Source organism: Candidatus Woesearchaeota archaeon (genome assembly GCA_016214075.1).
Classification (GTDB): Archaea; Nanobdellota; Nanobdellia; order Woesearchaeales; family DSVV01; genus JACRPI01.
Window position 1 is genome coordinate 1 of record JACRPI010000024.1, and the last position, 21,423, is coordinate 21,423.

Genomic DNA, 21,423 nt, shown 5'->3' on the forward strand with positions numbered 1-21,423 from the left:
AACGTACACATAGTTGGTTCAACCGATTTAGAGGGTTATTGATTCGTTGGTCTAAAAGACCAGATGCTTACATAGGATTATTGCATCTCGCATGTGGAATAATTACATGGAGGTCAATCTAATGGGATAGGCTCTAAGAAATGCAATAAAAAATCGAGTTAAGATTATTGATACAGGTAAGCAATTATGGAGAATACTCTTCCACTAAAATATTAATATTCTGGAAATCACAAAGCCCTTCATTATCACAGACTTGGACGAGGAGTGTATGTTCTCCTTTGTCGCCAATTTGTGTTGTATATTCTGCTGCTCTTTGCGTTGTTTGCCATGTTGTTGACTCGTTAAACCCATCAGTCACTCCTACTGTCTTTACTCCTGCAACTTCATTATAATCCACTTTCCAAAGACCATAGATGTACCTATTTTCCATATAATCCTGCGCTGTATGATCATCTTCATCAGGATCATAGCCGTACGGATTAATGGAAATAATGTCTCCTTCTGTTACGACATATTCATATTGATCTTGTGCGGATTCATTTCTAATTATTTCCAAAGCCGGATACCGATTCTGCACTGCAAACGCAAACACAAACGGACGACCATTGATTGTGGATTTATTGTCTTGAATCATCACAATATCATCATATAATCCATAAGATTTGCACAACCCGTTTGTTTGACAGACATCCCTGTATTTTATGACTTGCATTCCATCTTTGAGACAGCGGGTGACTTTTGCTTCTTTTCCTGGCTCTTTGCAATCCACCAACTCATTCGCGTCTCTTGCTATGTTGAAGAAGATGTTGTTGACATCATTTTCTATCAATCTGCTCGCAAGCTCATGGATCATTTTTAATCGCACATCGACTGTTGTGTGAAATTTTTGCAACGCAAGCACTCCTTCTTTTCCAGAAACATCCGCGATAATTGGATACTCTGCATTGATCGAAACACTTGTTGGCGAAAATGTCGCGCTTATCGTTATATTCCCTGAATGAATAGAGGTGTTTGAAAACTCCGGCAATGTTTCCAGCGAAACGCATTCTTTGAATGCTTTCGTGATATACTTTTCTAAGTACTCTTGTACGTTATCATTGTCTGATTTTCTTTTTGAATCGTAGGTTTCACACGAGAAAACTGCGCCTTCTTGCCCTGGCGCATTTGCACCATAATAGTCGCATAATGGTGGAAATGGGTTCAGCAAAATGTTGCCGAATGGATTAGAATATATTCTACTTATGTTCATCGGATCTTCAATGAGCTTTGTCAATCCATACGGATAATCTGGAACGCCAGGATGACCTTCTATTCCTAACGAAAGATCTGGCGCAATAATTCCATAGGAAATGTTGAATATGGTTGCAGTGCCATCATAAGTGTTGAGTGTTTTTTCATATTTGTATGGGAGGACATATTGCCCGTACTCATACTTTCTTGGCCCTAAAAATGGTTTTGTGTCATTTGCCTGATAGTCCCAGATAACTCCTCCTTGCATTCCTAACAACGCAATGCCTTGCTTTGTTGTTTGATCAAGACAGCCTTGCATGTAGCTGGTGTACTTTCCCTGCGCGGTGAATAAATCCGTTACTTCTTGTTTCTCTTCTGTGAACTCTTTACTCTTGATTGTTGTGGTGAGATAAAAAAGAAGACCAATGACTGTAAAAATAACAATGCCGAGAATAATGAAGATAGTGACTTGTGCATTTTTTTTCATTATTTCACCAGCAACTCTTTCACGATTGTGAGGAACTCTTTTGCTCTCTTTATTGATGATTGTGCTTTTGCTTCTTCTGCGCTTTTTCCCATTTCGTACGTGAATATTCTTCTCTTTTCTAACTCTAACCTTACATTTTCAATTTGTTGCTTTGCCTCTGCTTCTGCAACTTGAAGTATTTCAAATGATTCTTTTTCTGCTTCTTTATATTGTTCAAGATAATATTTCTTCAGCTTTTGATCATTATCTAAAAAATAATACACAAGCGCGTGATACGTAAGCGCGTGTATTCCCTTCTCTTCTTTAATTCGCCAGTTATATTTTGCAAGAAGCGCTGTTGCAGCATAAAACATCGCATAATACGCAGTGTTTATTACCCAAACATACCCATTATACATTTCATGAAGCGAGAATTCTTTCTTTTTTTGTTCATTGCATGAGAGAGTATCAAGAACTAGTGCTGTTTCTAATGCATTTTCTGCCTTCTGCATGAAAAAAGAAACAAATTTTTTATCTGCTGAGACAATTTTCTCTGTTTCTATCAGTTCTTTTATTACTCTTCTCGATTCTAAAATCTCTTTTCCGGTGATCATTTTCCTAGCAGATAATGAAACTGCTCTGCACCTCGCAAGATTATATGATTTGGAATTACTTCTTTTATTATGTTTATGGTTTGTTCTTTTTTCCCATCGATGAACTCCTTTTCTGTTAGAACATTTACATCTATTTTATAATGGAGGATTTTGAGAATGGAATGCATTTCTTGTTCATATTGCTCTCTCTTTTTCCCTTCTGGAATAATACACAGAATATCTACATCACTCTCTGTTTTTTGTTTCTCTCTCGCATAGCTTCCAAATACTATTATTGTATCATAAACAGTATTTGTTTTTTTATCAATCTCTTGTTTGATGATGTTTATAGCGACATTTTTTTCAAGAACCTTCTTTGTTCTTTCGGCTTCAGCATACGTGCAGAGAGGAATATTCCCCGCAGAAATAAATGAACAGAGACGAATATTTCCCACGTTTTTTATTTCCAAAAAATTTTCTTTTTCAAGAGCAAGAACCGCATTATATATCAACCGATAATTAATGCCGGTGTTTTTTGCTATTTCCCTGATATTATACGCTTTTGTTGGATCAGCGACAAAAAATTTAATTATTTCGCTTGCCGCATTAGTTATTACCATAAGTAATAATGTTATTACTTTAAGTAATACTTAAATGTTTCGGCTTTTGCCAGTATTTCTGTACCTCCATCATGGGAAATACTCGCTCATGTCCCTTCGATCTTGTTTTTATTGATATTATAATGAGATATAACCTCATAAAACCCCATTGCTGCTGCAATCGGTCCCCCTGATATTTTTTTCTTTGCTGGTGCGCGTGTTTGTTATTGCTGAGCAACTATTTTTCTTGGTGTTGTTTGAATCGCCTGATAGTCCTTGAGAGTCCCTATTCTTTTATTATTTATTTTTATATCATGCAAGTTATCAAAAGATTGCAAGAAAATTAAAAAACAATTATTCTTCTGCTCTGAATCCTGCGGTGAGACTTCTCCAGTACGCTGATCCTTCTGGAGATCGTTCGAGAACAATTCCGTTGGTGCTGTCGCAGAACATTGTCGCAGTATCTTCATACGGCGCATAGACTTGCTCGCAATCGAGTGTTGGACCATCGTATAGTACTGCCATATAATATCTGTTGTCTCCATCTCCATTGTATTTTATATCTTCGACCCCAATAATTGTTGCGCTATTTTCTGTGCTGTAATAGAATCTATTGTAGTCTGCAATTGTTTCCATACCCACTGTTTCTTCTTCTGTACCAATAAACTCTTCATTCAACTCGATAGAACCATCTTGTGTGGTGAGTTCATTATCAGTGATATATGCGATTACTGTATCTTTTTTCTCATCAAGAATTCCCTGCCAAGAATCTACATCGGGATACGCTGGACTTGCGCTTAATCCGTCTCTGCTGTAAATAGTCGCATTCAAAACAGAATTGTACCAAACAGTTGTGGAGCCATCGCAACTAAAGAATTCTCCAAAGCGCTCTGTTTGTGTTTCTGCAAGCGCATCATCGCAATTATCCACTTCTTCTTCTACTGCCGCATCAATAAAACCATTGGAGTCAAACAACGTTTCTTCAAGATCCGCTCCCATTGGATAGGACATATCTTGACTGTTGAGCGTTATTCCCACAGTAACTTCATCGTCTTGTTTCAAAATACAAACGCTGTTGATTTCTTCTGCAATTGGTTCAAGATCGACATAATTATTTACTGCGCTATCATACTTATCACAGAACAATGTATATTCTGTTCCATCTGCCATTTCTAATAACTGGAACGCAAGGAACTTTGTTCGCGATGTCCATTGTGATGTGTCTCCTTCTTCATCATAATCTTCAGTTCCATCATCATCTCCATCTATCGCTTCACAGAAATGATCATTGCTGTAAAAGTCCTGCGCCATGGTACAGCCAGAAACCACATACTCTTCATTATCTGTGCAGTAGGTTTCATCATCTTCGCTTGTGCTACAGACACACGCATAATTATTGAAACAATAATCCACTGCTGCTGCGTCGGTGTTCGCATACCAATCATATTTTGTTTCTTTTGGACCACTCCATGATCCTTGAGAACAAATTGCGACGACTTCTGGTGTCTCTTCAACAGCATCATCATCATAACTATATTCTGAATATTCATCGACACACGCTGTGCCATCCCAACAACGATTTGCCGCGCAACAACCGTATGGCTGTAATCCTTCATCTTCTGCCCACGGCGTTACTGGAGGATTTGAGGTGAATGTGTCTCCTGATTTGTAGCCTAAAACGTTTTCGACATAGTCTCCTTCATCACCTATGTTAAGAGAGTACCATTCCCATTCTTCGCTCTCTGGCGTACCATCTTCATCCGAATCAGTGTAGTTATAATTACAGAGATAACTTCCTTGCACTGTGCACGATGCGATGTTTGTGGTATCTGTGATTAATGAAGTGGATGTTTCTCCATTTTGTACTTTATACCAGTCTTCTCCTGCATCATTAATATATTCCATATTACAACCATACCATGTTCCTTCTGCATTGAGAAGTTCTACTGTTGTGCCATTGTCTTTTGTGTAGCGTGCAGGAGTTCCAGCACCTTCTCCATCATAAATTTCTCCTTGCAAGCATGCATATTGATATACTACATCTCCTGTATCATACGTGATAGGTGTTGCTTCTGAGAAAGATTCATCATAATATCCCACTGTTCCAAAATCGCCGCCATAATCATACTTGTTTCCGCAGCAATGGCCTCCTGTCCACTTTCCCCCAAGATATTTTTCACAGATGGTTGTTGCTCGGTTCTCTTCTTTGTATAGTTCGGTGACTTCTTCTCCCATTATTGTTATGGCAAGATCACCCACATCATTTACATCAGCCCATGCAAATGCAGGGATTGTACTTGTTTCTTCCAAATCAGTCTCAACATAACAAACTTGCGGGTTTGAAGTAGTACCATCGAGAGAACTCCATTTTCCTAAATCTGTGGGTTGTTCATCTGATTGCGGATCTATTACTGTTGCAATCTGATATGCACACGTTGAAAGAAGGTTTCCTTCATCATCATAACAAGTATCTTCATTTGCTGCGGACCATGCAGCTGCATCTTCTACATCATCATCATACGCATCAAATTCTGTTCCTGGGCAAGTATAATACAACCCCATATTCACTGGTTCTAATGCGTCTCCAGTAGTTTCATCTTTTGTTCCATAAAGACAATAATTAACTGAAAGTGCAATTAACCCTTCTACATCATCTTCTGCTAAACTCTCTTTTTGTTCATCAAGATACTCTAAATCATACGAATTTCCCCTCTCGTCTTCTGTCAACGGTCGATTCATAACCCAAACATAGTCATCCCCACAACACTGTTGGTTTCCATATGTTTCATCCTCAGACCATGTCCCCCCTATATTTGCACAGTCCACTGGATCTTCATCCCAAACTACATCAGTCCCATAGTCTGCGAATGTACCATCCCATGAGGGAATAGAAAACATATCTTCTGTAGAGAATATTGACCCTGAATAAAACTGTTCTTTATTCTGATCCATTCCCACAGGAACACCAGCAATATCATATTTAACAAAATATCCCCCATACGCCCTACAACCCATGTTTGCACTAAAACGATCATCCCCTTCTATACCTTGGCCTTCATACCTATACAATCTTGGGTCATCTGCTTCGCTATGAATAATCCACGGGATGTACGCTGCATACTCGTGAACACTACTCCATTCATAAGAGCAGTCATAGCCACTCTCTGCGTCCTCACTGCAATCTGCGGTATAAGGGAGAACTGCATCTAAATCAGCAAGGCCTGAATTATACGTTATACCCCCAAAGAATGCTTCTTTAATTAAAATCTCTGTTGGAACAATATCACTTATTTTATACCCTGAGGATGTATCTGTTTCTTCATATTCAAAGCCATAGCCATAATAACTTCTTACATCTTGCAAAACTTTTCTTGTGTTTAAATCATCTCTCGCTCCCCTGTAGCATGCAATCCCTGTATCTATTCGAACAATAGTACAATTATGGTTATCAAGACACCATTCTTCTAATGTAAATTCAGAATCCCCTTCATCAGGAATATCGCTTCCCCCGTCTGTTCCGGAATCTCCTCCTGTGCTCGAAGGATCGTAATTATAGCCCCCGCCACCCCACTCATACGCAGAGGCACTTTCTGTAATAACAAAAATGCACACCATAAAAGAAAGTATGATTAAAAGATTTTTTTTCATCATCTACCTCGCTACATTTTCTCTTTGAAGACGGAAACTTGAAATATGCCCTACGTCAGTTTACCTTTTTTTGTAGCATTATTGTATATAAAGCTTGCGTCGGCAAAGGTTTATATAAGTGCAGATGTAGAGAATCTGCATGGATCCGCTTGTCAAATATATTGAAACAGAAGTTAAAAAAGGATTCTCCGAAGACCTTGTTAAAGAGAAGCTCGTGCAGTCCGGCTATAGTGAACAGGAGATTGCGTTCGGCCTTCGCGATTATCACACCAAACAGCATTATCACAAATTCATCGACAAAATTGTTGAAGAAGAAGCAAAACATAAATGGCTTTTCGCAATCCTTGCTGTGCTTTTTATTATTCTTACTGTTTTCTTCATCGTGACGCTGCTTCTCTCTCTTGACTGGACAACAGTTTTGGAAAACGCATTTCCTTCTGAAAAAACTGTTGCTGTTGAACCACAGCAAGAAAGCGATTGCAGCATATTCAGTCATCGCGACAAAGAACGCTGTTTAATGAAAGTTGCAGCATTTACTCAAGATACTTCTTTTTGCACGAATATGACCAGCAAAGTGATGAAATACGAATGCAAAACAGAGGTCTGGAACAAGAATTACTGCAACTTCTTGATTTTGACGAACCAGAGCACTGTTGGGTGTTGAGTTATTCTTTTTTAGACTCGCTTGTTTTAGTCGATTATATTCCTACACCTAAATATAAAGAGATAAATTGTGTTGTAGGACTTTTGCTTGGCGATTCTTTTGAGACCGAGCGACTCCCTGGTTTATTGTTTATTCGCTCAGCAAAGTCCTTGTCTGTCTACGCAATCTATTTTTATTTGAATACCTAAAATAGAGAACAAAGAAGAAACAAGATGAAAAATGACAAACCAAGCATACTCCCCTTTAGTGAAAACAAAGGATTATAAAGATAAAGTGGTGGTTTTTCTGTTATGTCTCAGCTGACAAACTATATTCAAAAAGAACTCGATAAAGGTTTCTCTAAAGATTTGATTAGTAAGAAGCTTTTGCAGGCTGGCTATAGTCAACAAGAAATCAGTGAGAGCTTCCAAAGTTTGAAGAGCGCTGAACCATTATTAAGACGAAAATCTATTGAAATGCCCCACATGGAATTTCACCTCAAATGGAGTAGATGGGTGTTTGGGATTTTAGCAGTTCTTCTTGTTCTTGTCTTTGGGTATTTGATTTATTTGTATGAAGGGGATATGGAAAGCATAGGGGAAAAAGGATCCTTAATTATTTCAGAAGGCATTGAAGAAGAAATCTTTTCTTGTGGATTTGCAGAAGATCGGAGATTTTGCATTACACAGCTTGCACTACAACAAGATAATATTACTGTTTGTGAAAAAGGAACATATTGCACAGCTGCTTTTGCTGTTGCAAAAAATGATGCTACATTATGCCTCGAGCTTGAAGAGTCAAAAAAAGATCAATGTATTCTCCTTTTTTATGATTCTACTGGAGATGCAACATACTGCAGTAAACAAGACCTTTATTGTGGTTACAATCCTAACGCATCAGCAGATGAAATTAGAGCATATTTAACAGAAAAGTTGGAGAATGTTGAACTTGGTGCTACTGCAGAAAATATACTTCAATTTGCTGTTGAGAAAGAACAACCCATTGCCTGTGAGTTCTGGAACCCATTATCGCAAGAATATACTTCTCTCTTCAATACATACGGGCTAGATGCTTATGATTTCTGCCTTTTTGCAATAGTTTATGAAACACAAAATACAACATTTTGTATCACGATTGCTGAAAGTAATAAAAAAACTACTTGTTTAGAAATACTTGGATGCGATACAACCTCAGAGGAAATTTGTAATGCACTTGATTAAATTATTTGTATTTTGTTTATTCTTCTTTATATCTCTCTCCTCTGTTACATTAGCATTAGAAAAATATCTTATTGATGAGTGGACAACGAGAGAAACTGGTGCAGATGATGAAGATGATATTGCAACGAGAGGTGCTGATGAATGTTATGTCATCTGCACTGATCCTAACACAGATATTGAATATACACTTCGTGCAGAAATTACTGCAACTGTTTTTGATAACACCAATGATCACACCACAAGCAGGTGGTATCTAGAATATGTGGATAGTAACAATGATGAACCAGTTAAAGTTTATTATTTTAGAGAATTTTGAAAAAATCATTTTTTTAAGTTTTAGCAGGTGATTTTTTCTAAAATTATCTGAAGAAGATACTATTGATGACGATACATACCTACATCCAGAAGTTTTATTTTGGTAAAAATTTGTCATAAAGTAGAAGAGATTTGTTTGGATCAGTGTTTATAAATGATGAAAAAGAAAAAATAGATAAATTATTAAATAAGAATATTCAATCTAAATAAAGAGGAGATCTGCAATGCACTTCAATCGGTTTTTTTCCATCTTCGTACTCTTCCTTTTGTTACTGCCTTTTAGTGTTGGGTTAGGTCTTGATCCGATAACTTACACAGAATTTTTAGTAGATGAGTGGACAACCAGAGAAACTGGCGCAGATGATGATGAAGATGATATTGCAACGATAGGTACTGATGAATGTTATGTCACCTGCACTGATCCTAACACAGATATTGAATATACACTTCGCGCAGAGATTACTGCAACTGTTTTTGATAACACTAATGATCACACCACAAGCAGGTGGTATCTAGAATATGTGGATAGTAACAATGATGAACCTGTTGAAGTTTATTATTTTAATAAAAATTCTGATTATGAAGATGAAGGTTCACATCGGAGAACTGCTCAACTTCGTTTTTTCCCTTGGTATGAATATGACAGTGTTTTTGGGAGCAATCTTATGAAAAGTTTTACTGCTTATGGTGCAGTGGGCCTTACTCCTTTTTTCCCCCTTATTTTCCAAAGCGACTCTACATTTAGTATCAATGGCGAAGGAAACTGGATTACACACCATTATCATCATGCAATAGATTATAATGCATGCAGTGGTAAATATATTGAGATTGACGCATGCGCGGATGATGGTAGAAATAGTTGTGATGGATACAGCAATACAGCTGTTGTTACTTGTTACATCTTTGGGAGTGATGAAACTGATCGTGATGATAATAACGACGGTGTTATTGTAATCAGAGGAGTAGATACTGAAGAAGATACGATTGATGACTCTGCAACAAGTGACTATTAGTAAATAGGTTATTTCTTCTTTCTAAACCAAACACCACACATCTTTCCCATTTCTCATGTCTGTTGGTTCTGCCGCAAAGGACGCAAGAATTACTTTTACTTTATACTTCTTCGCAAGCTCGATATTCTGCCGCAATCTTCCCACTATCTCTCCTTTGAGCTTCTCTTCTGCACTGATTAATTGCGAAACTGGAAATGCGTATGTAACGTTTTTCTCTGCCATCATTGCCGCATGCATATGATTCATCCCACTATTTCGATGATGCATGAAATCCTTTCTTTCTGAGAATTCAAAGCCATACATAATAGTGGGTGGGAAATGTTCCAATGTATGTAAATCTGTTTCTCCTGCTGCTTTGACGACTACTATTTCTGCCTTTTTTTGCGCGTCGCGGACTTGCTTTGGAAGCGCACAAATTCCTGTTTTTATAGTAATGCCTTTTTCATTGAATGTCTTTGCCTGATATGCGGTGAAAGGGTAAAGGAAGATCAACTCTTTTGTTCCCAACGCTTTCGCTGTTTTAATAAACGCTTCTTCGTTATTTTTAGGGAATACGATGTCGATGGATTTCATTCTATGTCCCTCACTCTATACTTTCCTATCTCAACAATAGCCATCTTCCCCATTAAATCTTTTTCTTCTCCATTTATTAAAAATATTTTAAGATGTTTAAGAATAAGAGGAGTAGTGAAGTAACAAGGAAACCGTAATATGATTAAACCATAATGAGTGCCTTTTGGGTATAAAAGCAAGCTCCCAAACTCAATATCTTTTGTTACTAAAATTGCTTTTTGTTTTTTTGCATATTGTGCTATCTCTCCATCTTTTGCACCCCTTAATCCAACACTGATTGCATGCTCCACTTCAAATCCAAGTTTCTGAAGTTCAAAAACTAATAGTAAAGATATGTTCTCATCAAGAAAAAGCTTCATTTTATGCAGGGATTTTATGAACCTCTACCCCTGAAATTATTGAAGAAGTGTATCGTATGACCGAAAGAACTTGTTCCTTTGTCAAACCATATTCTTTTTGAATCTCTTCATACGTCATTCCTGTCTCTAACATTTCCAGCACTTCATCTACTGTAATTCGAGTTCCCTTAATTACTGGCTTTCCATGTCTCGTTTTTTGGTCAATGATTACTTCTGCCATGAATGATTGTATGTGTTTCTCCTATTTAAAAGTTCTTATCGAAAATTTTAAAAAACTCCCCTTCATTTTGTTTCTTTCGAAAGTTTCAATAAATTATTCAAAAAAAGACAATGGGATTCAAAAGCACTGCAAGGCGAATACACGCACCAGCAAAAGCAAAAAATGTCAGGGGGACCCATTACCGCAGTAATGGGGTTTTATGTAAAGAGAAATACAACTATTTAGAAATGATAATGGTATTAGAAATGAAATAAAAATATAAGAAAAAACAAAAATTTACTTCCCTTTTGTCTTCTTCAAGTTTTCGATGAGCTTATCCACTGCATCATTAACCTGCTCTTCACTCTTTGTTCCTGTACAGACAATCTTTCCGTTACTGAACAATAAGAAGGTTGCTTTTGCCTGCGGTAACTTGTAAACAAGACCTGGGAACTGTTCTGGCTCGTACTCTGTGTTTTCCAATTTCATCGCAAGCACGTTCAGATTGAGATCCATACCCACACTGCCTGACGCAACAATGTTCTGCACATTGATTTTTGGCTTGATCTTGATTTTAATGTTAATTTTTTCAAGGCTCTTGATAATTTGCTGCAAGGATTCTTCTACTTTTTCCAATGTTCGAGCGCCAGTGCATACTACTTTTCCTGAACTGAAGATGAGCGCACTTGTTTTTGGCTCTCTAATTCTTATGACTAAACCTGGAAATTGTTCTGGATTGTATTCTGTATTACTCAATGTCGCAGCCATCTTCTCTAATGGAATGTCATGCTCCAAAGAAGTAGAAACAACAATGTTTACTATCTGAATATCGCGTTTTGCAGGCTCTGTCCCTTTAATAGATTCTTTCGACTTTGCTGCTTTCGTTGGTTTTGCTTTTGGCATATAATCTCCCCCTCACTTATATATAAACCCCTAATTAGAGTATATAAATAGTTCTTATTTATAAATACTTCTTTTTTAAAGACCTATTTTCAGAGGAAGGAGGGATTTATTCTTCTCACTGAAAAGAGGTACATCTGCTTCTCTTGGAAGAAAACACGTCGACCTGTTTTTTGGAGTTAGAACTTGCTCTGCCTTCATTAAAAACAAGAGAATTAAAAAATAAAAAAAAGCAAATGTAAGCAGGATGCTCACATTTGTTTGATTTGATCATATGTTTAGCCTAGATATGTTGTATGATCAGTAATCTCATTGACCCATTTTATATTTAAAGTTATCTCTTTTTGTTTATAAATAACGCCATTTTCAACAGAAATCCTCAAAAACAAAACTTTTATATACCACTTTTACTACTTAGTAACTTATGGTAAAAACGATCAAAATCAGCGATGAAAATTATGTTTGGCTCACAAAAATCGCTGGAAAACTCCAACATGAAGCAGGACATCCTGTTTCTATTGATTCTGCAGTTACTTCTCTTCACAAAAGCAGGAACATTAGTGAACTTGCTGGCTCGTGGAAAGAATCTGAAAAACAGATTTCTGGAACTACTAAAGAACTCAAAGATCGCTGGAAGCTCTGGCGTCTCCGTTATATTCCTCAGAAAGCAGAACCAAAGAAGCAATAATAAAGGTGCACAATGGATAAAGTATGTGTGACAACAGAAATACTCTGCGATCTTCTCGCAAATAAAACAGAGATTGTCGAGCAGATTGCAAAGATAGAGAAAACTGCGAACATCGCAGTTGCACCTTTTGTTTTGTTTGAACTTTTTTGCATCGCAGAAGCATCAGAAAAGCCTACAGAGAACACTGCTGCTGTCTGGGATCTCCTTCATCGGATGACCCTGCTGGAATGGACACCAGAAGCGTGCGCAGAAGCAGCAAAGATGTTTACTCGATTTCAAAAAGAAGGGAAAAAAGTGGATTTGCGCGATATCTTCATTGGCGTTCTTGCAGCCAGAAACAATTATGCTCTTTTTACAACGACTCCTGATTTGTACAAAGAGATTCCTGAGATCAAAATATATAAATGAGGATCACTTATTTCTGTTATGGATGTTTTTATAGAACGAACGGGTAAAAAGCTTACACTGACTTATCAAGGAAAAGCACAAGGACTCTTAGAGCACCTTAAACTCAATCCTGAAACTGTTCTCGTGGTACGAAATGATCAACTCGTTACAGAACAAGAGAAACTTAGAAATAGTGATAGCATTAAGATTCTTTCTGTTATTTCTGGTGGCTAAATGCGCTGTCTCACATGCAAACAACCTGTTGTTTTTTCTTCTCTTTGTAAAAAACACTTTATCGCTTCTGTTGAGAAAAAAGTATTGGACACTATCAAGAAACATAAACTCATTACTGCAAAAGATAAAGTTGTTGTTGGAGTGAGCGGAGGCAAGGATTCTCTCACTATCCTCTATTTACTTCAAAAATGGAAATATAAAGTGATCGCTGTCTGCATTGATGAAGGGATTGCAGGCTACCGACCAAGCACTATTGAAGATATGAAAGCATTTTGTGAGAAATATCATGTGCCTTATACTATTGTTTCCTATAAAGAAGCATTGGGCAAAACGCTTGATGAAATGAAAGTGCTTTTGAAAGAAAAGCCGTGCACAATCTGCGGGGCATTTCGTCGATATTTATTGAATAAGAAAGCACGCGAACTTGGCGCGACAAAACTCGTCACTGGGCACAACCTTGATGATGAATCACAGGCGGTATTGATGAATTTATTGAAACATCAAGTTGATTTATTGCCTCGCCTTGGTCCCATCACAGGCATGGTGAAAGATACCGCTTTTGTTCCACGGATCAAGCCCCTGTATTTTGTGACAGAAAAAGAAATTGCTGCGTACGCGTTTTTGCAAGGATTAGGAGTGCGATATGTAGAATGTCCGAACGCTGTTGGCGCATATCGAGCAAAAGTAGGAGATACGCTGAATGATCTTGAGAGATTGTATCCAGGAGGGAAGGCGCGGTTGCTCAAGCATTTTGTTTCACGATTGCCGTTGTTGAAAAAGAAATTGCGCAATGTTCCTTTACTCCGTCATTGTCAGACCTGTGATGAACCTTGTGTTGGGGAGTATTGCAAGGCGTGTATGTTGTTGAAGGAGTTGGGAGCATAACTATTTGTATATTATTTCTTTAGTGATATCAATAAGTTCTTTGCAGATCTTTTTCAATTCATTGATCTTTGCTTCGTCTTTGACTGAAATTTGCACACCATATGTGTAATTTTCTCTCATGTCAATAACACTGTTCTCTTTGATTTCTTCTATCTCTTCATATTCCAACAACTCGATGAATTTTTCCCCAAGCTGTATTTTGTTGGTTTCTTTGAGGAATCTCATTAAAGAGATTGTGCAGGTTTGATTTGCGGATTCGTAGCCGAATTTGCCGGCAATGGCCAAAAAGCAATGATAAATGCAATAAAAGCCAGCTGACATAGACCAATCAGAAAAACCAATTTCTTTGAATTTTGTTATTCCATTAAGATTATGCTCCGCTTTGGCAAGATGTTTTTTAGCTTCGTCAATGTTGGAGTAGGTTTTTACCAATCCTCTATGTTTTGTTCTCTTGCCATGTTTTTTACATTCTTCAATCTCTTTCTCAGCTTTGCTCAAACACCATTCAACATGCTTAGAGGCTTGCGACATTTTTTACTATCCCCACATATGTATCTTGACCATAAAGAATAATTGCATTTTTGATAATATCAACGAATGCTTTATCTCTCTTTTTAAGATTTTCCAATAAATCCTGCTGAGTTAATTTAATATCATGAAGCTTTTTAGGAAGTATTTCTTCTTTTTTCTTTAAGATAGCATTTACTTCTTTGACTTCTTTATTTTCTATAACTATCATTATATCTATATCATAGGCATGAGTATAATCTTTAACAGCGGAGCCAAAAAGCAGGACTATTCTCTCTTTCTTAAAAAGTTCTTTAAACTCTTCTTTCCATCGTTTGAATTTATTGGCTTCATCTGCGAGCAAAAAAGCGACCAGCTGGCTGACATACTGATCATTAAAATTGAGTTTGTAAATTATGGACTTCCCTATTGTTTTACTAATTACTAGATTTTCCTGAAGAAGTCTCTTCAATATCTTTTGGGCGCCAACGTGGCTGATATTCAAAACTTTACTTATTGAATTCGCATTGTAAAAAACAGTGTACTCTTTAAATAGGATCAGCACAATTTTTCGTTCATTCTGAGTTAAAGTTGTCATGGTAACATTAAGTTACCACATAGAAACTATGAGTTACTATATAAAAGTTTCGCTATTTTAATAACATTTTGTTGTTGAAGGAGTTGGGATGAGGTCTTGGTGCAAGACTCAAAATGAAAATGTTCGATGCGTTATGGTTTTCTACAAACGTAGATTGCCCACCCTATTTCTTTTTTATTTGTTGCTTCAATTGTTTTTTGATACGCTTTTATAAGATACGCATACCTCTCATGATATTTGCTGTTTTCTCCGTTAGCAATTTTATCTTGAAGTATTTTTATTAATTTTTTATATGTCTTACTCATGTGTTGTGATATGTCCATCGCTTGAATAATTTCAAAACCTGTCTTTTTTAATTGTGTTTGATATGACGTAAAAGAAAAAGGAGTATCAAAGAGAAGCCGTTCATACACCCATTTTTGCGCATCTTTGCTTATTTGCTTTTGGGGCTTTATTAAATCATCAAATACAAAAATGCCTTTGTGTTGCAAAACTCTATATATCTCGCCCAACGCTTTTATCTTATCATGAACATGATAAATACTCGACTGACTTATGACATGAGTGAAACTATTATCCCTATATTTAAGGTCTGTTGCTGATGATTTGAAAAATTTGAGCACATGGTCCAGTTTTTGCTGTTTCGCCTTCTGTTTTGCATGCGCTATACGAACACCACTTACATCTATACCAACGAGCTTACATCCTGTTTTTCTTACAACTTGAACATCTCCTTCACCATCCCCGCACCCAACATCCAAAACAATAGAATGTGCGTTAATACTTGCATTTTTGATCATAAAATAAGTTAAGTTCTCAGCTGCCAAAATATGACTTTCATCATCGGTAAAAAGCCCAAAATGACACGTTCCCTTCGCATCCCAAAATGATAAATAAATTTTATCCTCTGCGTCATAGTATTCTTCTGTCTTGCGTTCAGTAAATCGCTTCATATAATAAATAAAAGAAGATTAATCCTATAAATGTAGTGGTGAAACACGAAGTATTTGCCGAACTCTTTATCCGCTGTTATGTCGTCCGTTAGGATTGAGGTTTAAGTTTGAACGAAGTGAAAACATTAAACCGAGAAGTTGCGAAGGGGTCAAATGCTCTCAAGAACAAAGTTCTCTTAAGCATAAGAAGAGAGAGTAGGAAGCTACTGCTCGTCTTTATGATATAAATCAATGAAGACAATCTTTTCTTCTTCTTGGAAATATGCATATGCTAATCTATATGGTTTCACATATAATTCACGAGTTCCTTTTCTGCTATACATCATCGGTTTTCCTATTTCGGGGTTTTCTATTATTTTCTCAACTTGTTTTTTGATTTGTTCTTTAGTGGCTCGGTGCTTTATCTTGCTCACTTTCTTAAGGAAATTTTCTCTATGTTCTATTTCTAACATGCACGTAACTCCTTAAGAAAGTCTTCTTTAGATTTTCTCTGAAATTTTCCATTGTCATATTCTTGCCATGCTTTCTCTACTTCTTCCGCAAAGGCAAGGTCTTCTCGAAGATTTGAAGCAAGGGATTTCATACTTTTTAGTATAAACCTTCCATCATCTTTTATCATGAGAAATTCATCTCCTGTTTCTACATCATCTCTTAAAGATGAAGGGATGACTATTTGCCCCTTTGTGCTTACTTTTGCTATTGCGTATTCCATATTACCACCAAAGTAAGGTGTAACTTACCCATATAAATAGTTTTGGTTTTTAGCAGTACCCCTACCACAGATTTGCCTGTTTTCAATTGGACATAACATTGGAATTTAACGAAGTCCTGAAAGCAAAGATTTTCCCCCGTTTACGCGTAATGGGGGTAAAAATTTAGAAAATGTCTTTTTCACCAAAGACCCAAATATCTTCTCTCATTAATACAAATTCGTAGTTTCTCAATGAATCCACAAATTTTAATCTAATCTCGTCCATAAGACTGCTAAATTCCTCATAACTTTCAGCCATAATCTCTAGTTCAATATCCCAAGCGGATAGTTGTCGTATTAGATAGAGGATTTTATTATTTTGTTTTGCATATTCAAATAATCTTTTTTCATCCTGTTCGGATAAATTATTAAAATAAATAAATGCTTTAAACATATCATAACCTAATTTCGTATGGTCAACTGCAATACGATATTGAAGAATGATTTTTTTCTCCTCCATTTTTCTAATTCTGTTTCTCACGATATCCACTGTAGATTTTATTTTTTTAGATAATTCGACTAAACCAATTCTGGCATTTTGAGCAAGGTTATTTAAAATTTTTTGATCTAACTCATCCAGCTTATTATCGATAATATCATCAGCAAAGATTGCTGGTTCAGATATTTCTTTAAATTTCTCGTGGAGGTATCTTTTTGTATATTGACGAACATTAACTAGAATCCCAACATCTCTTTTTATTATCAAACCCCTAAATTCCGTATAAATTTTGTTCTTAAGATCATTAAATTCTTTAACATTTCTTGCGTAAATTGTTGAATGAAAATCCCAGACTCCATCATTACCTCCAAACCAATAAAGACCAGGGATTTTCTTGAAGTATTCATAAAATCTTTCTCTTTCTTTTGGATTATTAGCCAATTGGAAGTAAAGCTTGAAAAACATGTAACCAAATTTACTAGGGTTAATAGAGGTAATAAATCCCTGAATTATGCCCTCTTTTTGTAATTTCTTTATTCTGTTTCTTATTGATTCACGTGATAAGTTTACTTTTTTGGCTAGCTGGTTATCACTAATTCGGCAATTTTTATCTAGTTCATATAAAATTTTTCTGTTTATTAAATCTAATTTATAAGTCATTTTAACTGACAAAAGTGGTTTAATTTATAAGTATTTCCATTTATTGCACGATTTTTCCCAAAACATTTAATATACTCTTTATGATTTTAACTATATAGTGGTAATTAAATTAACACGTGGAAAAATTTATGGTACGAGAAAATATTATATTGGAACCAGCACCCATAGTTAAAAGTAGAACAATTGATGATTTTTGTAGGAAACGGAATGTATTAATTAAAGATTGCAGTAAAGTACGAACTCTGGATGGTTTTTCTTCTGGAACATTCAAAGATTATCGTAGTTCAAGATTGGTTAATGATTTTGGAGAAAGAGATCCTGTTTTATATTCAATCGTTTATACTACAGCAGGCTATAGTTTAGGAAATATTGCACGAGAATACAATCAGCTAAATGGCATGGATGGAGAGAACGGAGTTAAAGTAATGAGTATAATTGACCAAAGATTAGATGAAAGAGTTAAAAGATTATTGGCTGGTTGTTCAGAATTAGTTGAAATTTCTTTAAGTGATAGAATTTATTCAAGAGAAGAGATAAGAGAAATAGTTCTTAAGACAGTTGGAGAAACAGAAAGAGACTGTATTGATATTGAAAATTACGATTTAAGTTATAATCAACTCGCTAAAGAGGTCTTAGCTTGTAGTCCCGATTATGTTTTCATGCCATTAGGTGGTGGGGAAGCAATAAACTCAACTTTGAATCTTTTCCAAACCATTAGTAAGACTGGAAGGAAAGTACCACGATTAATCGCAGCAACAATTAAAGCGAGTGTGTATGGGGGTAGAACACAAGAAGATTCAATTGCAGATAAATTAGTAACACCCTATTCAGAATTGTTTCCAAAAATAAATAGAGCCATTGGTGAATACGGAGAGATTATCGTTGTAGAAGAAACAGAAATTATGCCGACTTATTTTGCTCTTCAGCAATGTGGAATTAAAGCTGAACCGAGTGCGGCAGTTGCATTTGCTGCTGCCAAAAAGATAAATGTTCCTGAAAATGAGATTGTTTTGGTAGTTAATAGCGGTTCTGGAATTTATTTTGATGAGAATCATACTCTAAGGGGTGCAATATGGGGTTAGCTGAAGCAGTATTAAAATCAAGAGAACTCTGTGCAGATGGAAAGATAAGAGTTTATTGCTTTGGAAAACAAGGTCCTGTAGAAGAAGAAAGTCCTAATGCAAAATTAAAGTATCTTTTTTCTCCACAGATACTTGGTGCTGTTTTAGATTCTCTTTCTTCACAACAGTTAGAAGAAACTTTGAGTACACACACTTCTGCTATGGTGGATAAGGATTTCCAATTCAAAAGAGCATGTGAAGTCAGAGCTACAGACTTGGAACCGGTTTTAGATAGAATAAATTCTGGAACTAAATTAGGAATTCAAGCAGCAAATCCGTCTCTCCCCAGACAATTGGATTTGATTAGGTATAAAAGAATATATGAAACTGCCAAAGATAAGATCGAAGCTCATCAGCAGCTTAGCCAAGATGAGGCTATAATCTTTAGAGCTTTTTCGACGGATTGCGATTCAGGAATATCAAGATTAGACTTTGCCAGATATTATTGCAGAACAGTCAATTTTATGTTTAATATAGGGCTTTTATTGGCAAATTGTGCACAAGAAAAAGGTGTCGAACCATTGCTTGCTTTATGTTTAGATGATTACCTGACGGAAGATTATGAAAAGATTGCTTCTAAACATGGATTAGATAGAGTAAAACTTATAGAAATGTATCACGAAAGATTAGGTACTTTTAGAGGTCTTCTGAAACAAGGAACGCAGAGAAACACTGGAAGCTATATCTTTAATGAAGTTGGTTTGGAGGCTGAATTATGTTATTGTGATGCTTGCAATGCCAGAATTTGTCCATCAAGAGCTTCAAAAGCAGTCGAAACAATAGCCGAGCTTGGTTGTGATGCCGTTGTGAATTTTTACATAGAGGATGATGGGCCTGTAAGAATGGGCTTGCATTATGAAAGAATAGAAAGAGGAATGTTACATTATACTGAAGTACTAAAAGATAATACTTTGCGAGTTAATGTCTATTTTGGAAGGAATAGGTCATTTATGGTCATTCACGAGTCAGGAGAAAAGAGAGAATGAAAAATATAATTATTGAGGAATCCAAGAAATATCTCGTACAGAATTTTCCTGTAGAAATGGTAGAAAGAAAAGGGAGAGGTCATCCCGATACGCTAATAGATGGAATTATGGAAAATGTAAGCCTATATTTAAGTCAGGAATATTCAGTAAAGTATGGAAAAATAAGACATCATAATGTAGATAAAGGACTTCTCTGTGGAGGAGCCACGAAAGTTGAATTTGGTGGGGGTCATTTTACCAAGCCAATTAAAGTAATATTAAGTGGTCGTGCTTATGGTGGAATTTCAATAGAAGAAATTGCCCAAAGAGCAGCACGTGATTACCTGAGAAGAGCAGTTCCTCATCTTAATCTTGATACAGATGTAGTAGTAGAATCTACAATCACCGAAATTTGGCCAAGTTGGAATGAAGTAACAGAGCGATCTAGGGTTCCTCTGGCTAATGACACTAGTTTTGGAATAGGATATGCGCCATTAACCGATACAGAAAGATTAGTTTTAGGGATTGAAGAATATTTGAATTCTCCTGCATTTAAAGCAAAATATCCATGGACAGGAGAAGATATAAAAGTTATGGGTCTAAGGACTAATGATGCAATTGAGTTAACAGTAGCAGTTGCGTTAATTTCTCGTTATATTGGAAGTTTGGAGAATTATATTGAAGCTAAAAGAACACTGGAAAAAGAAGCGACTGGATTTGCTCAAACTCAAACAGATAAGAAAGTTTATGTTAAAGTAAATCATGCTGACAGTGTAGAGGCAGGATCAATATATCTGACTGTAAGTGGAACAAGTGCTGAAATGGGTGATGATGGTAGTGTAGGAAGAGGGAATAGAGCAAACGGTTTAATTACTCCATTTAGACCTATGACACTCGAAGCGATTGCTGGTAAGAATCCAGTGAGTCATACTGGAAAAATTTATTCCATTCTTGCTTTTGAAATTGCCGAAAGAATTGTGAGAGAGTTACCACAGGTAGAAAATGTAGAGGTTTATTTACTCTCCAGAATTGGACAGCCAATAGATGACCCTCAAAATGTCTCCGCTTTAATAACGACCAATGAGAGATATTTTTCATCAATCCAAAGTAAAGTTAAAGATATAATTTGTGAAGAACTTTCCCAAGTTGCTAGTTTTGCTGATAGATTAATTCGTCATAAATAATTTTTGCCCTTATTTTGTTTAGTGTTTTATTTAACTCTGAAAAATTTTAGTCGAGTGAAACGAGCCATTAAATCAACGTTAGAGGATAGTCCGAAGCATTTCTTGGTTGTTTTGTTTGAAGATTTAACGAAGCCGCCAATGTTAAGATTTTCGGATTTATCCCCTGCTTTCTCGAAGAGGGGGAAAACATAGTTTTCTTTTGCTCGAGCTTTGTATGGGAGAGCAAAAACTCATCGAGAAAGTTGTGCAATAAGGTGACAAAAAAATTACGCAAAACACCCATTATATGAAAC

The 21,423-nt window shown here is 36.2% G+C and carries 25 protein-coding genes; 11 read left to right on the top strand and 14 right to left on the bottom strand.

Translation table 11 applies throughout. The features are described from left to right. Nucleotides 1-184 precede the first annotated feature (184 nt). The 4 genes from HZC31_04930 to HZC31_04945 form a co-directional block, all read right to left on the bottom strand. A complete protein-coding gene (locus tag HZC31_04930) occupies nt 185-1,717 on the bottom strand; it encodes a hypothetical protein (GenBank protein ID MBI5002704.1) in 1,533 nt (510 codons plus the stop codon). Continuing rightward, the gene (locus HZC31_04935) at nt 1,717-2,310 is read right to left on the bottom strand and encodes a hypothetical protein (GenBank protein ID MBI5002705.1); all 594 of its coding nucleotides are present in this window, start codon (nt 2,308-2,310) and stop codon (nt 1,717-1,719) included. The genes HZC31_04930 and HZC31_04935 overlap by 1 nt, the downstream gene beginning before the upstream one ends. Next, nucleotides 2,307-2,909, bottom strand: coding sequence for a nucleotidyltransferase domain-containing protein (locus tag HZC31_04940; GenBank protein MBI5002706.1), 603 nt, complete (start codon nt 2,907-2,909; stop codon nt 2,307-2,309). Before HZC31_04940 ends, HZC31_04935 begins: the two co-directional genes overlap by 4 nt. A gap of 333 nt (nt 2,910-3,242) precedes the next feature. Continuing rightward, nucleotides 3,243-6,536, bottom strand: coding sequence for a hypothetical protein (locus HZC31_04945; protein ID MBI5002707.1), 3,294 nt, complete (start codon nt 6,534-6,536; stop codon nt 3,243-3,245). Nucleotides 6,537-6,675: 139 nt separating this feature from the next. Between HZC31_04945 and HZC31_04950 the strand changes: the two genes are divergently transcribed. The 4 genes from HZC31_04950 (at nt 6,676) to HZC31_04965 (ending at nt 9,727) form a co-directional block, all read left to right on the top strand. Beyond that, nucleotides 6,676-7,200 carry a hypothetical protein gene (locus HZC31_04950; protein MBI5002708.1) on the top strand — a complete coding sequence of 175 codons (525 nt, stop codon included), beginning with the start codon at nt 6,676-6,678 and terminating at the stop codon, nt 7,198-7,200. A 290-nt stretch (nt 7,201-7,490) separates the two neighbouring features. Continuing rightward, nucleotides 7,491-8,399 carry a hypothetical protein gene (locus HZC31_04955; protein ID MBI5002709.1) on the top strand — a complete coding sequence of 303 codons (909 nt, stop codon included), beginning with the start codon at nt 7,491-7,493 and terminating at the stop codon, nt 8,397-8,399. Continuing rightward, nucleotides 8,386-8,715 carry a hypothetical protein gene (locus HZC31_04960; protein MBI5002710.1) on the top strand — a complete coding sequence of 110 codons (330 nt, stop codon included), beginning with the start codon at nt 8,386-8,388 and terminating at the stop codon, nt 8,713-8,715. The genes HZC31_04955 and HZC31_04960 overlap by 14 nt, the downstream gene beginning before the upstream one ends. Nucleotides 8,716-8,938: 223 nt before the next feature. After that, a complete protein-coding gene (locus HZC31_04965; GenBank protein ID MBI5002711.1) occupies nt 8,939-9,727 on the top strand; it encodes a hypothetical protein in 789 nt (262 codons plus the stop codon). Between the two features lie 21 nt (nt 9,728-9,748). Here the strand turns inward: HZC31_04965 and HZC31_04970 are convergent, their stop codons facing one another. The 4 genes from HZC31_04970 to HZC31_04985 form a co-directional block, all read right to left on the bottom strand. After that, the gene (locus tag HZC31_04970) at nt 9,749-10,300 is read right to left on the bottom strand and encodes a hypothetical protein (protein MBI5002712.1); all 552 of its coding nucleotides are present in this window, start codon (nt 10,298-10,300) and stop codon (nt 9,749-9,751) included. Then, nucleotides 10,297-10,659: a DUF5615 family PIN-like protein gene (locus HZC31_04975; protein ID MBI5002713.1), complete on the bottom strand. Its 363-nt coding sequence runs from the start codon at nt 10,657-10,659 to the stop codon at nt 10,297-10,299. The genes HZC31_04970 and HZC31_04975 overlap by 4 nt, the downstream gene beginning before the upstream one ends. Nucleotide 10,660: 1 nt before the next feature. Beyond that, nucleotides 10,661-10,879: a DUF433 domain-containing protein gene (locus tag HZC31_04980; GenBank protein MBI5002714.1), complete on the bottom strand. Its 219-nt coding sequence runs from the start codon at nt 10,877-10,879 to the stop codon at nt 10,661-10,663. 276 nt (nt 10,880-11,155) lie between these two features. Beyond that, entirely contained in the window at nt 11,156-11,761 is a 606-nt protein-coding gene (locus HZC31_04985; protein ID MBI5002715.1) for a TATA-box-binding protein, read from the bottom strand. Between the two features lie 421 nt (nt 11,762-12,182). Between HZC31_04985 and HZC31_04990 the strand changes: the two genes are divergently transcribed. From HZC31_04990 to HZC31_05005, 4 genes are read left to right on the top strand one after another with little or no spacing between them, the layout of a single operon-like run. Beyond that, nucleotides 12,183-12,446, top strand: coding sequence for a hypothetical protein (locus HZC31_04990; protein ID MBI5002716.1), 264 nt, complete (start codon nt 12,183-12,185; stop codon nt 12,444-12,446). A 12-nt stretch (nt 12,447-12,458) separates the two neighbouring features. Next, nucleotides 12,459-12,854 carry a type II toxin-antitoxin system VapC family toxin gene (locus tag HZC31_04995; protein MBI5002717.1) on the top strand — a complete coding sequence of 132 codons (396 nt, stop codon included), beginning with the start codon at nt 12,459-12,461 and terminating at the stop codon, nt 12,852-12,854. A gap of 18 nt (nt 12,855-12,872) precedes the next feature. Continuing rightward, a complete protein-coding gene (locus HZC31_05000) occupies nt 12,873-13,067 on the top strand; it encodes a MoaD/ThiS family protein (GenBank protein ID MBI5002718.1) in 195 nt (64 codons plus the stop codon). Then, the gene (locus HZC31_05005) at nt 13,068-13,952 is read left to right on the top strand and encodes a TIGR00269 family protein (protein MBI5002719.1); all 885 of its coding nucleotides are present in this window, start codon (nt 13,068-13,070) and stop codon (nt 13,950-13,952) included. Here HZC31_05005 and HZC31_05010 read toward each other — a convergent pair whose 3' ends face one another. The 6 genes from HZC31_05010 to HZC31_05035 all read right to left on the bottom strand — a co-directional run bounded on the left by HZC31_05010 (nt 13,953) and on the right by HZC31_05035 (nt 17,860). Then, nucleotides 13,953-14,483: a hypothetical protein gene (locus HZC31_05010; protein MBI5002720.1), complete on the bottom strand. Its 531-nt coding sequence runs from the start codon at nt 14,481-14,483 to the stop codon at nt 13,953-13,955. It abuts the gene before it with no gap. Beyond that, nucleotides 14,467-15,057 (bottom strand): nucleotidyltransferase domain-containing protein, encoded by a 591-nt coding sequence (locus HZC31_05015; protein MBI5002721.1) that lies wholly within the window; start codon nt 15,055-15,057, stop codon nt 14,467-14,469. Before HZC31_05015 ends, HZC31_05010 begins: the two co-directional genes overlap by 17 nt. Before the next feature lie 131 nt (nt 15,058-15,188). After that, nucleotides 15,189-16,010: a methyltransferase domain-containing protein gene (locus HZC31_05020; protein ID MBI5002722.1), complete on the bottom strand. Its 822-nt coding sequence runs from the start codon at nt 16,008-16,010 to the stop codon at nt 15,189-15,191. Between the two features lie 203 nt (nt 16,011-16,213). Next, nucleotides 16,214-16,462: a type II toxin-antitoxin system RelE/ParE family toxin gene (locus tag HZC31_05025; GenBank protein MBI5002723.1), complete on the bottom strand. Its 249-nt coding sequence runs from the start codon at nt 16,460-16,462 to the stop codon at nt 16,214-16,216. Beyond that, nucleotides 16,456-16,722 carry an AbrB/MazE/SpoVT family DNA-binding domain-containing protein gene (locus tag HZC31_05030; protein ID MBI5002724.1) on the bottom strand — a complete coding sequence of 89 codons (267 nt, stop codon included), beginning with the start codon at nt 16,720-16,722 and terminating at the stop codon, nt 16,456-16,458. The genes HZC31_05025 and HZC31_05030 overlap by 7 nt, the downstream gene beginning before the upstream one ends. A 163-nt stretch (nt 16,723-16,885) precedes the next feature. Further along, complete coding sequence (locus tag HZC31_05035) at nt 16,886-17,860, bottom strand: Lrp/AsnC family transcriptional regulator (GenBank protein ID MBI5002725.1); 975 nt, start codon at nt 17,858-17,860, stop codon at nt 16,886-16,888. Between the two features lie 128 nt (nt 17,861-17,988). Here HZC31_05035 and HZC31_05040 point away from each other — a divergent pair, with 128 nt between their 5' ends. Genes HZC31_05040 through HZC31_05050 form a run of 3 tightly spaced genes read left to right on the top strand, consistent with a single transcriptional unit; the run spans nt 17,989 to nt 21,130 of the window. Next, a complete protein-coding gene (locus HZC31_05040; protein ID MBI5002726.1) occupies nt 17,989-18,942 on the top strand; it encodes a pyridoxal-phosphate dependent enzyme in 954 nt (317 codons plus the stop codon). Continuing rightward, on the top strand, nt 18,933-19,967 hold the full coding sequence (locus HZC31_05045; protein MBI5002727.1) for a hypothetical protein: 1,035 nt from the start codon (nt 18,933-18,935) through the stop codon (nt 19,965-19,967). Before HZC31_05040 ends, HZC31_05045 begins: the two co-directional genes overlap by 10 nt. Continuing rightward, nucleotides 19,964-21,130, top strand: coding sequence for a methionine adenosyltransferase (locus HZC31_05050; GenBank protein MBI5002728.1), 1,167 nt, complete (start codon nt 19,964-19,966; stop codon nt 21,128-21,130). Before HZC31_05045 ends, HZC31_05050 begins: the two co-directional genes overlap by 4 nt. The last annotated feature ends 293 nt before the right edge of the window (nt 21,131-21,423 follow it).

Coding starts and splice junctions, on each gene's coding strand:
- HZC31_05035 (MBI5002725.1), bottom strand. CDS start 17,860: ATGACTTATAAATTAGATTTAATAAACAGAAAAATTTTATATGAACTA.
- HZC31_04955 (MBI5002709.1), top strand. CDS start 7,491: ATGTCTCAGCTGACAAACTATATTCAAAAAGAACTCGATAAAGGTTTC.
- HZC31_04940 (MBI5002706.1), bottom strand. CDS start 2,909: ATGGTAATAACTAATGCGGCAAGCGAAATAATTAAATTTTTTGTCGCT.
- HZC31_05015 (MBI5002721.1), bottom strand. CDS start 15,057: ATGACAACTTTAACTCAGAATGAACGAAAAATTGTGCTGATCCTATTT.
- HZC31_04960 (MBI5002710.1), top strand. CDS start 8,386: ATGCACTTGATTAAATTATTTGTATTTTGTTTATTCTTCTTTATATCT.
- HZC31_05020 (MBI5002722.1), bottom strand. CDS start 16,010: ATGAAGCGATTTACTGAACGCAAGACAGAAGAATACTATGACGCAGAG.
- HZC31_04990 (MBI5002716.1), top strand. CDS start 12,183: ATGGTAAAAACGATCAAAATCAGCGATGAAAATTATGTTTGGCTCACA.
- HZC31_05000 (MBI5002718.1), top strand. CDS start 12,873: ATGGATGTTTTTATAGAACGAACGGGTAAAAAGCTTACACTGACTTAT.
- HZC31_04985 (MBI5002715.1), bottom strand. CDS start 11,761: ATGCCAAAAGCAAAACCAACGAAAGCAGCAAAGTCGAAAGAATCTATT.
- HZC31_04980 (MBI5002714.1), bottom strand. CDS start 10,879: ATGGCAGAAGTAATCATTGACCAAAAAACGAGACATGGAAAGCCAGTA.
- HZC31_05045 (MBI5002727.1), top strand. CDS start 18,933: ATGGGGTTAGCTGAAGCAGTATTAAAATCAAGAGAACTCTGTGCAGAT.
- HZC31_04965 (MBI5002711.1), top strand. CDS start 8,939: ATGCACTTCAATCGGTTTTTTTCCATCTTCGTACTCTTCCTTTTGTTA.
- HZC31_05025 (MBI5002723.1), bottom strand. CDS start 16,462: ATGTTAGAAATAGAACATAGAGAAAATTTCCTTAAGAAAGTGAGCAAG.
- HZC31_04945 (MBI5002707.1), bottom strand. CDS start 6,536: ATGAAAAAAAATCTTTTAATCATACTTTCTTTTATGGTGTGCATTTTT.
- HZC31_04950 (MBI5002708.1), top strand. CDS start 6,676: ATGGATCCGCTTGTCAAATATATTGAAACAGAAGTTAAAAAAGGATTC.
- HZC31_04995 (MBI5002717.1), top strand. CDS start 12,459: ATGGATAAAGTATGTGTGACAACAGAAATACTCTGCGATCTTCTCGCA.
- HZC31_04930 (MBI5002704.1), bottom strand. CDS start 1,717: ATGAAAAAAAATGCACAAGTCACTATCTTCATTATTCTCGGCATTGTT.
- HZC31_04935 (MBI5002705.1), bottom strand. CDS start 2,310: ATGATCACCGGAAAAGAGATTTTAGAATCGAGAAGAGTAATAAAAGAA.
- HZC31_04970 (MBI5002712.1), bottom strand. CDS start 10,300: ATGAAATCCATCGACATCGTATTCCCTAAAAATAACGAAGAAGCGTTT.
- HZC31_05030 (MBI5002724.1), bottom strand. CDS start 16,722: ATGGAATACGCAATAGCAAAAGTAAGCACAAAGGGGCAAATAGTCATC.
- HZC31_05040 (MBI5002726.1), top strand. CDS start 17,989: ATGGTACGAGAAAATATTATATTGGAACCAGCACCCATAGTTAAAAGT.
- HZC31_05050 (MBI5002728.1), top strand. CDS start 19,964: ATGAAAAATATAATTATTGAGGAATCCAAGAAATATCTCGTACAGAAT.
- HZC31_04975 (MBI5002713.1), bottom strand. CDS start 10,659: ATGAAGCTTTTTCTTGATGAGAACATATCTTTACTATTAGTTTTTGAA.
- HZC31_05005 (MBI5002719.1), top strand. CDS start 13,068: ATGCGCTGTCTCACATGCAAACAACCTGTTGTTTTTTCTTCTCTTTGT.
- HZC31_05010 (MBI5002720.1), bottom strand. CDS start 14,483: ATGTCGCAAGCCTCTAAGCATGTTGAATGGTGTTTGAGCAAAGCTGAG.